Raw genomic sequence first — 15,043 nt, forward strand, 5'->3', positions numbered from 1 at the left:
GCCGAACCCGCCGGGCTCGCGGCGGGGGTGGGGCCGGGCCCGTGGCGACGCACGCACTGATGAACATATGAAGGCCCGCCGCGCGCCTGGGACCTGGACCGGCGGCGAACTCCTCATGCACTGTGACACCCGGAAGAGATCCTTTGTCCCCTTTGTGGACTTCCCCACACCGCTTACGGGAATGAGGTCCGCCACGTGTCAGCGGCCGCTCACCAGCGCCTCCCCCACATGCGCGGCCAGTACGGCGCGAGCGCCACCTCCCAGTACCCGGCGATCACCTCCGCCAGCCGGCCGAGACCACGCCCGGGGTCCTCGCGCAGCGCGGCGACGCCCGCCTCCGCCCCCGCTGATGTCGTCCGCAGCAAGTGGGGCGGGGTGGCGCGCAACGCCGCCAGCTCCACTTCAAGGGCGGGCTGCGGGGTGGTGGGCGGCGGCACGAGGAACCCGGGGATGCCCGCGGTGGGCACGGCGATCAGACGGGACAGCGGCGCCAGGTCCAGCCGCGCGGCCGCGAGCCCGGTCCGCACCTGCTCGGTCCACCGCCGGTGCATACCGTGCTCGTCGGCGCCCTTGAGGACGCGCACGCTGGCCACCACCTCCCACAGCGGGGATATGGCGAAGCGGGTACGGGCCACGTCCTCGGCCGAGAACTCGATCTCCAGCGTGTCGCCCGCGGCCCGCGGCTCGTGCCTCATTCAGCTGAGGCTAAATCATTGGTACGCGGCGGCGGCGCCCGGCGACGTACCCGTCATGCCCATGGAATCCCCCTGGCGGCTACGCGACTTCCGGACCCTGTTCACCCCGGCCAGGTCGGCCTCCTGGCCACGCTGAGCACCGCCGCGTTCCTCGTCATCGGCCTGCCCGCCGGGGCCTGGGTGGACCGGATGCGGCACCGCCGGGTGCTGATCGCCGCGGATCTGACGCGGGCCGTTCGTGTGTGAAGGAGTGACGTGTTCGCGATATCGCGAATTCCCCTGACACGGCGAGGCGGCGACTCGCGGCTATTGTTCCGCCATAGGCGATTGCTGTGCTAAGAGGTGGTTGCTGCGCTGTTGACCGCCGCCGCGCCGCGCGAGCCGGGAAAGGAACCCGCACACGCATGAGCACGCCCTCCCCCGCCGGCCGCCGCCCGCGCATCGGTATCGGCGGCGTCTGCGCCCCGTCCAGCACCTTCAGCCCGCACCGCACCGGGTACGACGACTTCCGCGTCACCCGCGGCGCGGAGCTGTGGGACCGCTACCCCTGGGCCCGGCCGGACGGCGAGCTCGGCGGCCCGGTGGAGTGGGTGCCGCTGGTCCAGGCCGAGGCCCCGCCGGGCGGACCGGTCGAGCCGGAGGCGTACGACCGCCTCAAGTCCGAACTGGTCGACCGCATACGGCAGGCGGGCCCCCTCGACGGCCTCGTCCACGACCTCCACGGCGCGATGAGCGTGGCCGGTCTGGAGGACGCCGAGGCCGATCTGACCGACGCGGTACGCGATGCCCTCGGCCCCGGCGCGCTGATCTCCGCCGCGATGGACCCCCACGGCAACGTCTCGCGCCGGCTCGCCACCCGGCTGGACCTGATCACCGCACACCGCCTCGCCCCGCACCAGGACGCCGCCCAAACCCGCGAACGCGCCGCCCGCAAGCTCGTCGAACGTCTCGTCGAGGGCAAGGGCCGCCCCCACCTGGCCTGGGTGCAGGTGCCCGTACTGCTGCCCGCCGAGCGCACCAGCCCCCGGCTGGAACCCGCCAAGTCGCTGTACGGGCGGCTGGGCTCCATCGAGGAACTGGACGGCATCGTGGACGCGGCCGTCTGGGCCGGCTGCCCCTGGGCCGACGAACCGCGCTGCAAGGCCGCCGTCGTCGTCACCGGCGACGACCCCGCCCTCGCCGTCGAACAGGCGCGCTCGCTGGCCAAGGAGTACTGGGACCTGCGCCGCGACTTCGTCTTCCCCGCCCCCGCCGCCGACGCCGACACCTGCGTCGAAGCGGCCGTCGCCTCCCGAGCCCGCCCCTTCCTCATCACCGACTCAGGCGACAACCCGGCGGCGGGCGGCGCGGGCGACCTCACGTACATGCTGCGCCGCCTACTGGCCGACGAGGCTTTGGCCACCGGCCGCGCCACGGCTCTGCACGCCGGCATCACCGACCCGGCGGCGGTCGCGCGATGCTTCGCGGCGGGTGTCGGCGCGACGGTGCGGCTGACGGTCGGCGGCGCGCACGGCTCGTACGGGGCGTACGGCTCGTACGGCTCGTACGGGGCGTCCTCGCACGAGCCGTACGAGCTCACCGGGGAGGTCGTGGCCCTCCGCGAAGCCGACGAGGCCGACGAGGTCGGCGGCGACCTGGCCGCCGTACGCCGCGGCGGGGTGACGACGGTCCTGGTCAGCCGCCGCAAGCCGTTCCGCACCCGCGCGGACTTCGGCGGGTTGGACCCGCGCGGATACGACCTGCTCGTCGTCAAGGCAGGCTGCCCGGCCCCGGAGCTCTACGCCCTGGCAGCCGACTGGCACCTGGCCCTCACCCCGGGCAGCGTCGACCAGGACCTCCCCCGCCTGGGCCACCACCGCCTTGACCGCCCCCTGTTCCCCTTCGACCCCGACATGCCGGCCCCGGACCTCACGCCGGAGCTGCTGTAGGGGCGCCTGTACGCGAAAACGCACGCGGCGGGGTGTGGATGGCACCCCGCCGCGTGCGTCGCAAGCGATACCGCTCAGCCCTGGACGCCCAGCTTCTCCAGGATCAGCTCGCGTACGCGGGCCGCGTCGGCCTGGCCGCGGGTGGCCTTCATGACCGCGCCCACCAGCGCGCCCGCCGCCGCGACCTTGCCGCCGCGGATCTTGTCGGCGATGGCCGCGTTGCCCGCGATGGCCTCGTCGACGGCGGCGCCGAGCGCGCCCTCGTCCGAGACGACCCGCAGGCCGCGGGCCTGGACGACCGCGTCCGGGTCGCCCTCGCCCGCCAGCACGCCCTCGATGACCTGGCGCGCCAGCTTGTCGTTGAGCGAGCCCTCGGCGACCAGGGCGCATACGCGCGCGACCTGGACCGGGGTGATCGGCAGCGACGCGAGGTCGACGCCGTCCTCGTTGGCCCGGCGGGCCAGTTCGCCCATCCACCACTTGCGCGCCGACGCGGCGTCCGCGCCCGCGTCGATGGTGGCGGTGATCAGGTCGATCGCGCCCGCGTTGAGGACGGACTGCATCTCGTGGGCCGAGATGTCCCACTCCTCGCGCAGCCGGGTGCGGCGCACCCGCGGCAGCTCCGGCAGCGTGCCCCGCAGCTCCTCCACCCATTCACGCGACGGCGCGACCGGCACCAGGTCGGGCTCGGGGAAGTAGCGGTAGTCCTCCGCCTCCTCCTTGACCCGGCCGGACGTCGTGGAGCCGTCCTCCTCGTGGAAGTGACGGGTCTCCTGGATCACCGTGCCGCCGCCGCCGAGCACGGCGGCCTGGCGCTGGATCTCGAAGCGGGCCGCGCGCTCGACGGAGCGTAGCGAGTTGACGTTCTTGGTCTCGGAGCGGGTGCCGAACTTGTCGGCGCCGTGCGGCCGCAGCGACAGGTTCACATCGCACCGCATCTGGCCCATCTCCATACGCGCCTCGGAGACCCCGAGCGCCTTGATGAGCTCGCGCAGCTCCGCGACATACGCCTTGGCGACCTCCGGGGCCCGGTCCCCGGCCCCCTCGATCGGCTTGGTGACGATCTCGATGAGCGGGATACCGGCCCGGTTGTAGTCGAGGAGGGAGTGCTGGGCGCCGTGGATACGGCCCGTCGCGCCGCCCACGTGGGTGGACTTGCCGGTGTCCTCCTCCATGTGGGCGCGCTCGATCTCGACCCGGAAGACCTCGCCGCCGTCGATCTCGACGTCCAGATAGCCGTTGAAGGCGATCGGCTCGTCGTACTGCGAGGTCTGGAAGTTCTTCGGCATGTCCGGATAGAAGTAGTTCTTCCGGGCGAAGCGGCACCACTCGGCGATCTCGCAGTTCAGCGCGAGGCCGATCTTGATGGCGGACTCGACGCCGGTCGCGTTGACGACCGGGAGCGAGCCGGGCAGGCCGAGGCAGGTGGGGCAGGTCTGCGCGTTGGCCTCGGCGCCCAGCGCCGTGGAGCAGCCGCAGAACATCTTGGTCGTGGTGCCGAGCTCGACGTGGACCTCGAGCCCCATCACGGGGTCGTAGGCGGCGAGGGCGTCCTCGTACGACACCAGTTCAGTGACGGTCACAGAAAACTAACCTCTCAGTCCGCCAGGACGTCGTCGTCGCCCATGCGCTTGAGCTCACGGACGAGCAGAGCGACGGTGGTGACGATCGCGGCGGCCGAGACCACCGCGTCGACCAGCTGCAGCTTGTCGTTCTCGGATCGGGCCTTCTTGACCTGCTTGGCCACGCCGACCGCGCCGAAGAGCGCGGAGCCGATGGACAGGTAGGTGCCGGGCTTGGACTTCTTGAAGCTCTTGGCCTTCTTGATCGCACTCATAGTGACTGTGCCTCCTCGAGCAGCGGGTGCCCCCACTTGTCGACGAACGCGGCCTCGACCGCGGCGCCGACCTTGTAGAGCCGATCATCGGCCAGGGCAGGGGCGATGATCTGCAGGCCGACCGGCAGACCGTCCTCGGGCGCCAGGCCGCAGGGCAGTGACATGGCCGCGTTCCCCGCGAGGTTCGCCGGGATGGTGCACAGGTCGGCCAGATACATCGCCATCGGGTCGTCGACGCGCTCGCCGATCGGGAAGGCGGTGGTCGGGGTGGTCGGCGAGACCAGCACGTCCACCTGCTCGAAGGCGCGCTGGAAGTCCTGGGTGATCAGGGTGCGGACCTTCTGTGCGGAGCCGTAGTACGCGTCGTAGTAGCCGGAGCTCAGCGCGTACGTGCCCAGCATGATCCGGCGCTTGACCTCGGCGCCGAAGCCCTCCGCGCGGGTGAGCGCGGTGACGTCCTCGGCGGACCGCGAACCGTCGTCGCCGACCCGCAGGCCGTAGCGCAGACCGTCGAAGCGGGCCAGGTTGGACGAGCACTCGGACGGCGCGATCAGGTAGTACGCGGCCAGCGCCTTGTCGAACGACGGGCAGGACAGCTCCACGACCTCGGCGCCGAGCTCGCGCAGCAGCTCCACCGACTCGTTGAAGCGCTGCACGACGCCGGCCTGGTAGCCCTCGCCGCTGAACTCCTTCACCACGCCGATGCGCATACCGCGCACGCTGCCGTTGCGCGCGGCCTCGACGACCGGCGGGACCGGGGCGTCGATGGAGGTGGAGTCGAGCGGGTCGTGCCCGGCGATGACCTCGTGCAGCAGCGCCGCGTCCAGCACGGTCCTGGCACACGGGCCGCCCTGGTCCAGGGACGAGGAGAAGGCCACCATGCCGTAGCGGGACACCCCGCCGTACGTCGGCTTGACGCCGACCGTGCCGGTCACGGCGGCGGGCTGGCGGATCGAGCCGCCGGTGTCGGTCCCGATCGCGAGCGCGGCCTGGAACGAGGCGAGCGAGGCGGAGGAGCCGCCGCCGGAGCCGCCGGGGATGCGGGTGAGGTCCCACGGGTTGTTGGTGGGGCCGAACGCGCTGTTCTCGGTCGAGGACCCCATGGCGAACTCGTCCATGTTGGTCTTGCCGAGGATCACCACGTCCGCGTCCTTCAGACGGGTGACCAGCGTCGCGTCGTACGGCGGGATCCACCCTTCGAGGATCTTGGAACCGACCGTGGTCGGGATCCCCTTGGTGGTGAAGATGTCCTTGAGCGCGAGCGGAACGCCGGCCAGCGGGCCGAGCTCCTCGCCGCGGGCGCGCTTGTCGTCCACGGCGCGGGCCTGCGCCAGCGCGCCCTCGCGGTCGACGTGCAGGAAGGCGTGCACCTTCTCGTCGACCGCCTCGATACGGGCCAGGTGCGCCTCGGTCACCTCGGCGGCGGTGACCTCGCCGGAGGCGATCTTCTCGGCGATGCCGGACGCGGTGAGCTTGTTCAGATCAGCCATGCGAGTCACTCCTCCCCCAGGATCTGCGGCACCTTGAATCGCTGCTGCTCCTGGGCGGGTGCGCCGGACAGCGCCTCCTGCGGGGTCAGCGACGGACGCACGACGTCCGGACGCATGACATTGGTCAGCGGCAGCGGGTGAGAGGTCGGCGGTACGTCTTGGTCGGCGACCTCGGAGACGCGGGCGACCGCGCCAATGATGTCGTCGAGCTGTCCGGCGAAGTGATCGAGCTCTTCGTCCTTCAGCTCCAGACGCGCCAGCCGGGCGAGGTGGGCGACCTCCTCGCGCGTGATGCCAGGCATGCAGCGATCCTCAGGGTGAGTGTGGAGAGTTTTCGCCCCAATCCTATGGCTCCGGCCACGCCAGGAGCGAAACGCTTTCCCCTTCCCGTCCCCGAGCTGCGCCCCGGGGGGATTCCGGCCCGGCTGGGTGACCGGCTATGTGACTGGCTGGTCTGCGTCTTCTTCGGCCGGGGCGGCCGTCGCGGTGGCCGAGGTCGAGGTCGAGGTCGTGGTCGAGGTCGTGGTCGAGGTCGTGGTCGAGGTCGTGGTCGGGGCGGGGGTCGTGGTCGGGGGTGGGGTTGAGTCCTCGCGGTGCCAGCCGCGTTCGCCGCGGGCCCGCAGCCACGCCGTCGTCTCGTCGGGCGGCATCGCCGCCGCGACGAGCCAGCCCTGCACCGCGTCGCAGCCCAGATCCCGCAGCCGCTCCCAGGTCTCGTCGTCCTCGACGCCCTCCGCGACGACGAGCAGCCCGAGCGAATGGGCGAGGTCGACCGTGCAGCGGACGATCTCCGCGTCCTCGTTGTCCACGGCCAGCCGGGCCACGAACGACCGGTCGATCTTGAGCTCGCTCACCGGCAGCCGCCGCAGGTGGACGAGTGAGGAGTAGCCCGTGCCGAAGTCGTCGAGGGACATCCGCACGCCGTGTCCGGTGAGGCTGGCCAGCGTGTCGGCGGCGCGCTGCGGGTCTTCGAGGAGGACGTGCTCGGTGATCTCCAATTGCAGCGCGCCGGCCGGGACGCCGTGGCGGGCGAGCCGCCCGGCGACGGCGCCGGCGAAGCCGGGGGTGTGCACATCGCGGGGCGAGACGTTGACGGCGACGGGTACGTCCAGGCCGTCGGCGCGCCATCGGGCGACTTGGCCGAGCGCCGTCTCCAGGACGTACTCGGTGAGCCGGGGCATCAGCCCGGAGGTCTCGGCCATGGAGATGAACTCGTCCGGGGGCACTCGCCCCCGGTCGGGGTGGACCCATCGGACGAGCGCTTCGAGGCCGGCGACATGGCCGTCGAAGCCGACCTTGGGCTGGTAGTGGAGCTCGACGTCGCCCGCGTCCAGCGCCCGCCGGAGATCGCCGAGCAGACCGAGCCGGTCGGGGGTGTTGCCGTCGCGGCGGGCCTCGTACAGCTCGACGCCGCTGCGGTCGCGCTTGGCCTGATACATGGCTACGTCCGCGCGGCGCAGCAGCCCTTCGGCGTCGAGGGCGTGGTCGGGGTAGACGGCGACGCCGGCGCTGGCTTCGAGGACGAGGGTGAGCCCGTCCAGGTCGAGCGGTGAGCCGAGGTCGCCGACGAGGCTGCGGGCCGTGCGCTGGGCGCTGGTGAGCGAGTCGGTGGTGGGCAGCAGCACCGCGAACTCGTCGCCGCCGAGCCGCGCGACCTCCGCCCCGCCGGGCAGTGCGAGCCGCAGCCGGTCCGCGATTTGCAGGAGCAGCCGGTCGCCCGCCAGATGGCCCAGGGTGTCGTTGACCGAACGGAAGCGGTCGAGGTCGAGCAGGACCAGGGCGCTGCGCGTACCGCTTCGCTCGGCTTCGTCCAGCGCGGTCCAGGTGCGTTCGAGCAGCCACTGGCGGTTGGGCAGTCCGGTGAGCGGGTCGCGCAGCTGCTCCTCGGCGCGCACCCGGGCGATCCACAGCGTGGAGTCGAGGGCGATCAAGGGGACCGCGAACAGCGGGAGCAGCAGGGGCATCTCGTCGGCGACGACGACGATGAGCGGGGCGATGCCGAGCAGTGCGATGCCGACGAGGGCCTGTCGGACGAGGGCGGTGCGGGCGAGGGTGGGCAGTCCGGCGCCTGGCGGGGCGAGGGAGTACCAGAGGAGGGCGCGGGTGACCGCGAGATAGCCGAAGGCGGCGAGGGCCGTCTGGGGGATGGCGGACATCTCCCAGCTCGCCGGCCGCCAGGGGTGCTCGACGGTGGGGACGGTGCCGAAGGCGGCGAGGGTGAGGGCGGCCGCGCCGACGCCGAGGATGTCGACCGCGCCGTGCAGCGCCGCCTGCCGCCAGCGGTGCCGCCGGGCGGCGCCGACCAGGACGACGACGGCGAGGCTGACAAGACCGGCGGGGAGCCAGCCGAACAGCAGCAGCGCGGCCAGGGTTAACGCGGCGCCGGATCCGGTGCCGCCCCACCAGCGGTCGCGGCCCATGGCGACGAGATGGCCGACGATGATTCCGGTGAGGACGGCGAGGGACCAGCCCACGGTGCCGTCGGGAAAGAGCGCATGGCCCGCGTCGAGCACCCGGAATACCCCGATGCCGAGTGCGAAAGCGGCCATGGCGACCGCCGCGGCGGGCAGCGCGGGCACTACGAGCCGGCGCAGCCGCGACGCCGGGGCGGCGCTTTCGGTCGGTTTCATACCCGTCCCTCTCACAGCCGGCGGTGCCAGCGCCACGGCAGGCGCACACCATCAACAGTAGGCGGCAGATGGCTTTGCCGGGCGGCGATCGGCGACGGTTGCCCGAATGCCGCCCGACGATCCATAACCATCTGGTATGCGCTGTAAGGGTGATGCCCGCTTGCTATGCCCGGGAAGTGCTCCCGGTCGTATTCCGGCCAGGTTGGACCGGAACCCGCTCGGTACTCCACCGGACAGTTCGGCCGGACGGGTGATGTGGAGTCATGTGGGTGATGGGGAGTGATGCGGAGTCATGTGGGTGATACGGAGTCATGCCGAGTCATCCGTACTCCGTACTACTCCGTACCACTCCACGGGTTGTCAACGCGGCACTACTCCGCAGGCGTCACCGCAGCCTCTCTCGCGGCCTCGGGCCCCTGTTCGAGAAGGACCGTAAATCCATCCTCATCGAGCACGGGAACCTTCAACTGCATGGCTTTGTCGTACTTCGATCCTGGATTGTCGCCGACAACAACAAAATCTGTCTTCTTCGAAACGGAACCCGCGACTTTGGCACCGCGGTTCTGCAGCGCCTCCTTCGCCCCGTCCCGAGTGTGCGTTTGCAGGGTGCCCGTGACCACGACGGTGAGCCCTTCGAGCGGGCGCGGCCCCTCGTCCTCGGGCGCCTCCTCCTCCAGCAGCACTCCGGCCCGGCGCCACTTCTCCACGATCTCGCGGTGCCAGTCCTCGGCGAACCACTGCTTGACCGAGGCCGCGATGGTGGGCCCCACGCCCTCCACTGCGGCCAGTTCCTCCTCGCTCGCCTCGGCGATCCGGTCCAGCGAGCGGAACTCACGGGCCAGCGCGGCCGCCGCGACCGGCCCGACATGACGGATCGAAAGGCCGGTGATGATACGGGCCAGCGGGCGCTGCTTGGCCGCCTCGATGTTCTCCAGCATGGCGAGGGTGTTCTTCTTCGGCTCGCCCTTCTGGTTGGCGAAGAAGGTGACGACTTTCTCCTCGCCGGTCTTGGGATCGCGCTTGGGCAGTCCGCTGTCCGGGTCCAGTACGTACGACGTGATGGGCAGCAGCTGTTCGACCTTCAGATCGAACAGATCGCCCTCGTCCTTCAGCGGCGGTTCGGCGGGATCCAGCGGCTGGGTGAGCGCCCCGGCGGCTACATAGCCGAAATTCTCGATGTCCAGACACTTGCGGCCCGCGAGGTAGTAGACCCGCTCGCGGATCTGCGCCTGGCAGTATCGGGCGTTGGGGCAGCGCAGATCGACATCGCCCTCCTTCATCGGCTGCAGCGGAGTGCCGCACTCCGGGCACTCGGCGGGCATCACGAACTCCCGCTCACTGCCGTCCCGGAGATCGACGACCGGCCCCACAATTTCCGGAATGACATCGCCCGCTTTACGCAGCACCACCGTGTCGCCGATCAGCACGCCTTTGGCCTTGACGACGTCCTGATTGTGCAGGGTCGCGAATTCGACTTCCGAGCCCGCCACCGTGACCGGCTCGACCACGGCGAACGGAGTGACGCGCCCGGTGCGCCCGACGCCGACCCGGATGTCGACCAGTTTGGTGTTGACCTCTTCCGGCGGGAACTTCCAGGCGATGGCCCAGCGCGGCGCCCGCGAGGTGGAGCCGAGCCGCCCCTGGAGCGGGATCTCATCGAGCTTGACGACGACGCCGTCGATCTCGTGCTCCAGCGAATGCCGCCGCTTGGGGTCCCCGTAGTACGCGATGTACTCGCTGACGGCGTCGAGCGAGTCCACGACCTTGAAGTGGGCCGCGGTCGGCAGCCCCCACTCGTGCAGCAGCTCGTACGCCTGCGACTGCCGGTCGATGTCGAAGCCCTCGCGCGCGCCGATGCCATGGACCACCATGCGCAGCGGGCGGCTCGCGGTGACCTTGGGGTCCTTCTGGCGCAGCGAGCCCGCCGCCGCGTTTCTCGGGTTGGCGAAGGGCGGCTTCCCGGCCTCCACCAGCCGTGCGTTCAGCTCCTCGAAGCGCGCCCCGGGGAAGTAGACCTCGCCGCGGACCTCCACCAGCTCCGGGATGCGGTCGCCCTTGAGGCGGTCGGGGATCACGGAGATCGTCCGCACATTGGGCGTGATGTCCTCGCCGGTACGGCCGTCACCGCGGGTGGCGGCGCGGGTCAGCCGGCCCCGCTCGTACGTGAGGTTGACCGCGAGGCCGTCCACCTTGAGCTCGCACAGGAAGTGATACCCGGTGTCCCCGAGCTCCCTGACGATGCGGTCGGCCCAGCCGGCCAGCTCCTCGCCGTCGAACGCGTTGTCCAGGCTGAGCATCCGCTCGCGGTGCTCGACCTCCGTGAACTCGGTTTCATACGCGCCCGCGACCTTCTGGGTCGGCGAGTCGGGCGTCCTGAGCTCCGCGTACTCCTCCTCCAGCGCCTCCAGCTCGCGCAGCAGGCGGTCGAACTCGGCGTCGCTGACGACCGGGGCGTCCTTGACGTAGTACCGGAAGCGGTGCTCTTCGACCTGCTCAGCGAGGATGGCGTGCTTGTCCCGCGCCTCGGCGGGCACTGTCGACTGTTGTTCGCCGGCCACCGTGTCGTCCTCCCGTTACTCAGGGTTGTCCGCGAGCGATCTCGCCGCCCGGACGCAGTGGGCCAGCGCGGCGCGCGCGTACGCGGGCGAGGCGCCCGCGAGGCCGCACGACGGGGTGACCACCACGGACTCGGCGAGAGTCCCCGGTGACAGCCCCAGCCTGCGCCACAGCGTCCTGACACCCATGACGCTACCGGCAGGGTCCGACAATGGGGCATCGGTGCCCGGCACCGCGCCGACGAACAGCGCGGTGCCGCCCTCGACGGCCTCCCCGATCGCCTCCTCCTCACGCTCCGTGAGCAAGGAGAAGTCGAACGACACCCCGGTGGCCCCGGCCCGCCGCAGCAGCCCGAAGGGCACACCGGGCGCGCACGAGTGGACGACCACCGGTCCGTCCGCGACCGCGATCACATCCCGCAGCGCCCCCTCCAGCACGCCCCGGTCCACCGCCGCGTAGGTGCGGTAGCCACTGGCCGTACGGACCCGCCCGCGCGCCACCGCCATCAGGCTCGGCTCGTCGAGCTGGAGCACCACCTCGGCCCCGGGGACCCGGCGGCGCACCTCCTCCAGATGGGCGCGCAGCCCCTCCGCGAGCGAGGCGGTCAGGTCCCGGCAGGCGCCCGCGTCGTTCAGCGCGGCCTCTCCGCCGCGCAGTTCGAGCCCGGCGGCCAGGGTCCAGGGCCCGACGGCCGACACCTTGAGCGCGCCCTGGTAGCCCTGGGTGAACTCCTCCAGAGCGTCCAGGTCCTCCCTCAGCCAGGCGCGCGCCCGCCGGGTGTCGCGCCCGGGGCGGTCGCTGATCCGCCAGCCGCTCGGCTCCACATGCGCGTACACCTCGACCAGCATCCCGGCGGTCCGCCCGATCATGTCCGCGCCGGGCCCGCGCGCGGGTAGCTCGGGCAGGTACGGCAGCGTCTCCAGCGACCCGGTGACGGTCTTGGCGGCCTCCCGCGCGTCGCCGCCCGGCATCGACCCGACGCCGGTCGCGGCGCCTGCGCCCCAGCGCGGCTTGGTGGTGGTGTTCGCGTCGTTCGGGTCCGCGGTGCTCTTCTCGCTCACCCCGGAAGAGTACGAGCCGCGGGGCCGCCGACGTGAACCGCTCCGTCGGCTCGCGGCACCCGCAGGCCGAACCAGGCCAGCAGGGCTGCGGCCGCGTACGCCCCTCCGGCCAGCGCGAAGCAGGCCGCGGCGCCCGCGTACCAGCCGCCCGCGCCCGCGAGCACCGCGCCCATGGCGGCGATGCCGACCAGCGTGCCGATCTGCCGGTTCGCGTTGAGCGTGGCCGAGCCGATGCTCGCGTGCTCGCGTCCGGCGGCGTCCATGAGGGCGCCGGTCATCGCCGGGGAGGCGACGCCGAGGCCGGTGTTGAAGACGCCCAGGATCACGGCGAGCGCCCAATAGGGCAGCTCCGGGGAGAGGACGACCGCGAGGGCGATGGTCCCGGCCGCCGTGTACAGCAGCGACCCGGCGAGCGCGGCCCGGTTGCCCAGCCGGTGCCCCACCTTGGCGTACAGGACGTTGCCGAGCAGGAAGACCAGCTGGGTGGGGAGCAGTTGGAGGCCCGCCTCCATGGGGCTCGCACCGCGCGCGTTCTGAAGGAAGAGCCCGAGCACGAACATCGCGCCGTAGCAGCCGAGGTTGAAGAGGAAGCCGACGGCGTTGGCGGTCGAGAAGTGTGCGCTTGCGAAGAGCTCGCCGGGCAGCACCCGGGCCGTCGTCCCCGCGGCCCGCTCCCGTACCGCGAAGGCGGCCCCGGCCAGCAGCGTGACCGCGAACGCGGCCAGCACCGGCGCCGCGCCCCACCCCGTCTCCGGCCCCTGGATCAGGCCGTACGCGAGCGCCGCGAGCGCGACCAGACCGAGCGCGTGCCCGGCCGCGCCCAGCGGCATGGCACGGCCGGGCAGCGGCACGACATAGCGCCGCGCGAGCACCAGGGCGGCGAGCCCGACGGGCAGGTTGACCAGGAAGATGCTGCGCCAGCCCAGCCCGCCGACCAGCAGCCCGCCGACCGCGGGGCCCACTCCGGCCGCCGTCGAGACGATCGCGGACCAGAGGCCCAGCACCCGGGTGCGCTCCGGGCCGCCCGGGAAGGCGTTCATGAGGAGGGTGAGCGAGCTCGGCATGAACAGCGCGGCCCCGGCCCCCTGCGCCAGCCGCCCGGCCACCAGCACCCCGGCGACCGGGGCCACCGCGCACACCAGCGAGGCCACGCTGAACAGCCCGAGCCCGACCAGATAGATCCGCCGCGCCCCGAAGCGGCCCGCCAGTGAGCCGGCGAGCAGCAGCAGGGACGCGAAGACGAGGACGTAGCCGTCGACGACCCAGGTGAGGCCGGAGAGGGACAGCTCCAGGCCGGACCGCAGCTGGGGACCCGCGACGTTGATGATCGTCACGTCCAGGGTCGCCATCACGAACCCGAGGGCCAGCGCGAGGAGTTGTACGCCCTGGTGTTTCGTCCCCGCGTGCCGTGCCGCGTCCTCTTGCCTCCGCCGTGCTCTCTCCGTACGAGTGATCATGCGCAGGAACTTATAGCTGTATCTATTACAGCTGCAATAGATACAGCTATAACTTTACTGACGGCATACGAAAGCCCCCGGGACCCGCGCCGCGAGGCTCCCAGGGGCCTTCCGAGCCGCCTATCCCGCCTACCCCACCCGGTCGAGCGCCTTCAGCAGCTGCGTCCGCAGCTCATGACGCCCCTCGTCGGTCAGGTGGTCCAGCGGCGAGTCCTTCCCCATCCGCCGCAGCAGATCCAGCCGCAGCTCCCGCCCCGCGTCGGTCAGGACCAGCTGCTTGGCCCTGCGGTCCGTGGGGTGCGGCTGCCGTACGACCAGCCCCTGCTTCTCCATCTTGTCCATCACATACGTCACATTCGGCGGCTCACAGCACAGCACCCCGGCCAGCTCCCGAGCCGTCTTGGGCTCCCCCAGCTCCTCCAGGGCCTTCGCCTGGGTGGGGGTGAGGCCGAGCTCGGCGATCCGGCTGCGCCGGTGCGCGTCCATCCGCCGGGACAGCTCGGTGACGAGCCCCCGGATCTCCCTGACCCCGCACCCCGCCCGCTCGGCGGTCGCGCTCGCTTCGGCTTCGCTGCTCACCTCGTCAGCGTACGTCGGCGGGCGCGGTACGCCGCCGTACGTATCGGGGCTCCACGCGCACATTGGTCAGGCGAGCGGCCGCACCGACAGATCGGTGATCTCCGCGTCACGCGGCAGATCGAGGGCCGTGAGCACCGTGGTCGCGACGGACCCGGCCGTCATCCAGCGCTCCGGGTCGTAGTCCTTGCCCTCCTGCTGATGCACCTTGACCTGCATCGGCGTCGCCGTACGCCCCGGATAGACGGTCGTCACCCGCACCCCGTTGCCGCTCTCCTCCCAGCGCAGCGCGTCGGCCAGCGCCTTGAGCCCGTGCTTGCTCGCCGCGTACGCACCCCACTGGGCATTGGCCCGCAGCCCGGCGCCGGAGTTGACGAAGACCACATGCCCCTGCGCCACCCGCAGCTGCGGCAGCATCAGCCGGGTCAGCTCGGCCGGCGAGACCAGGTTGACGGCGAGCTGGCGGGTCCACAGCCTGGGGGTCAGCTCACCGACCTCGCCGAGGTCCACCACGCCGGCGATATGCAGCAGCGAGTCGAGCCGTTCGGGCAGCTCCTGATGCCCCAGCGCCCACGACAGCTTGTCCGGGTCCGCCAGGTCACCGACGACCGTACGGGCCCCGGGAAAGCGCCCCGCCAACTCCCGCGCCCGCCCGGCGTCGCGGGCCAGCAGCCACAGTTGCTCGCCCCGCTCGGCCAGCCGCACGGTCACGGCCTCACCGATGCCCGAGCCTGCTCCAGTGATCAGATGCGTTCCCATGTCCCCAGCATGCCGCACCGCGCCGGGCCCTCCGGGGTGGGCAGGTCGCCCCGC

General features: G+C 71.8%; 11 protein-coding genes and 1 pseudogene. 1 reads left to right on the plus strand and 11 read right to left on the minus strand.

The genetic code is table 11. From position 1 onward, the window contains the following. Positions 1-227: 227 nt before the first annotated feature. Positions 228-695, minus strand: a pseudogene (locus ACH4U7_RS31240) (ArsR family transcriptional regulator); the annotation flags it as partial. Positions 696-1,099: 404 nt separating this feature from the next. Between ACH4U7_RS31240 and ACH4U7_RS31245 the strand changes: the two are divergent. Next, positions 1,100-2,623 (plus strand): M81 family metallopeptidase, encoded by a 1,524-nt coding sequence (locus ACH4U7_RS31245; protein ID WP_398531121.1) that lies wholly within the window; start codon positions 1,100-1,102, stop codon positions 2,621-2,623. A gap of 74 nt (positions 2,624-2,697) precedes the next feature. On the opposite strand, the gene gatB is transcribed toward ACH4U7_RS31245, so the two are convergent. From gatB to ACH4U7_RS31295, 10 genes are all read right to left on the minus strand, one after another. Next, positions 2,698-4,206: an Asp-tRNA(Asn)/Glu-tRNA(Gln) amidotransferase subunit GatB gene (gatB, locus tag ACH4U7_RS31250; protein ID WP_398531122.1), complete on the minus strand. Its 1,509-nt coding sequence runs from the start codon at positions 4,204-4,206 to the stop codon at positions 2,698-2,700. 14 nt (positions 4,207-4,220) lie between these two features. Beyond that, complete coding sequence (locus ACH4U7_RS31255; protein WP_398531123.1) at positions 4,221-4,460, minus strand: hypothetical protein; 240 nt, start codon at positions 4,458-4,460, stop codon at positions 4,221-4,223. After that, on the minus strand, positions 4,457-5,950 hold the full coding sequence (gatA, locus tag ACH4U7_RS31260; protein ID WP_398531124.1) for an Asp-tRNA(Asn)/Glu-tRNA(Gln) amidotransferase subunit GatA: 1,494 nt from the start codon (positions 5,948-5,950) through the stop codon (positions 4,457-4,459). Before gatA ends, ACH4U7_RS31255 begins: the two co-directional genes overlap by 4 nt. A gap of 5 nt (positions 5,951-5,955) precedes the next feature. Then, a complete protein-coding gene (gene gatC / locus ACH4U7_RS31265; protein ID WP_089510982.1) occupies positions 5,956-6,252 on the minus strand; it encodes an Asp-tRNA(Asn)/Glu-tRNA(Gln) amidotransferase subunit GatC in 297 nt (98 codons plus the stop codon). Between the two features lie 135 nt (positions 6,253-6,387). Then, positions 6,388-8,580: a putative bifunctional diguanylate cyclase/phosphodiesterase gene (locus tag ACH4U7_RS31270; RefSeq protein ID WP_398531125.1), complete on the minus strand. Its 2,193-nt coding sequence runs from the start codon at positions 8,578-8,580 to the stop codon at positions 6,388-6,390. Positions 8,581-8,951: 371 nt separating this feature from the next. Next, positions 8,952-11,138: an NAD-dependent DNA ligase LigA gene (ligA, locus tag ACH4U7_RS31275; protein WP_398531126.1), complete on the minus strand. Its 2,187-nt coding sequence runs from the start codon at positions 11,136-11,138 to the stop codon at positions 8,952-8,954. Between the two features lie 15 nt (positions 11,139-11,153). After that, entirely contained in the window at positions 11,154-12,197 is a 1,044-nt protein-coding gene (locus ACH4U7_RS31280; protein WP_398531127.1) for a methionine synthase, read from the minus strand. Beyond that, complete coding sequence (locus ACH4U7_RS31285) at positions 12,194-13,654, minus strand: MFS transporter (protein ID WP_398531128.1); 1,461 nt, start codon at positions 13,652-13,654, stop codon at positions 12,194-12,196. Before ACH4U7_RS31285 ends, ACH4U7_RS31280 begins: the two co-directional genes overlap by 4 nt. A gap of 129 nt (positions 13,655-13,783) precedes the next feature. Beyond that, positions 13,784-14,233, minus strand: coding sequence for a MarR family winged helix-turn-helix transcriptional regulator (locus ACH4U7_RS31290; protein ID WP_398531129.1), 450 nt, complete (start codon positions 14,231-14,233; stop codon positions 13,784-13,786). Positions 14,234-14,299: 66 nt separating this feature from the next. Then, positions 14,300-14,989, minus strand: coding sequence for an SDR family oxidoreductase (locus tag ACH4U7_RS31295; RefSeq protein WP_398531130.1), 690 nt, complete (start codon positions 14,987-14,989; stop codon positions 14,300-14,302). Between the last annotated feature and the right edge of the window lie 54 nt (positions 14,990-15,043).

Source organism: Streptomyces sp. NPDC020845, assembly GCF_044334165.1.
GTDB lineage: Bacteria > Actinomycetota > Actinomycetes > Streptomycetales > Streptomycetaceae > Streptomyces.

Bases quoted from the DNA above. Each gene is read 5' to 3' on its own strand.
- ACH4U7_RS31245 (WP_398531121.1), top strand. From the start codon at position 1,100: ATGAGCACGCCCTCCCCCGCCGGCCGCCGCCCGCGCATCGGTATCGGC.
- ACH4U7_RS31255 (WP_398531123.1), bottom strand. From the start codon at position 4,460: ATGAGTGCGATCAAGAAGGCCAAGAGCTTCAAGAAGTCCAAGCCCGGC.
- gatA (WP_398531124.1), bottom strand. From the start codon at position 5,950: ATGGCTGATCTGAACAAGCTCACCGCGTCCGGCATCGCCGAGAAGATC.
- gatC (WP_089510982.1), bottom strand. From the start codon at position 6,252: ATGCCTGGCATCACGCGCGAGGAGGTCGCCCACCTCGCCCGGCTGGCG.
- ACH4U7_RS31270 (WP_398531125.1), bottom strand. From the start codon at position 8,580: ATGAAACCGACCGAAAGCGCCGCCCCGGCGTCGCGGCTGCGCCGGCTC.
- ACH4U7_RS31285 (WP_398531128.1), bottom strand. From the start codon at position 13,654: ATGATCACTCGTACGGAGAGAGCACGGCGGAGGCAAGAGGACGCGGCA.
- ACH4U7_RS31295 (WP_398531130.1), bottom strand. From the start codon at position 14,989: ATGGGAACGCATCTGATCACTGGAGCAGGCTCGGGCATCGGTGAGGCC.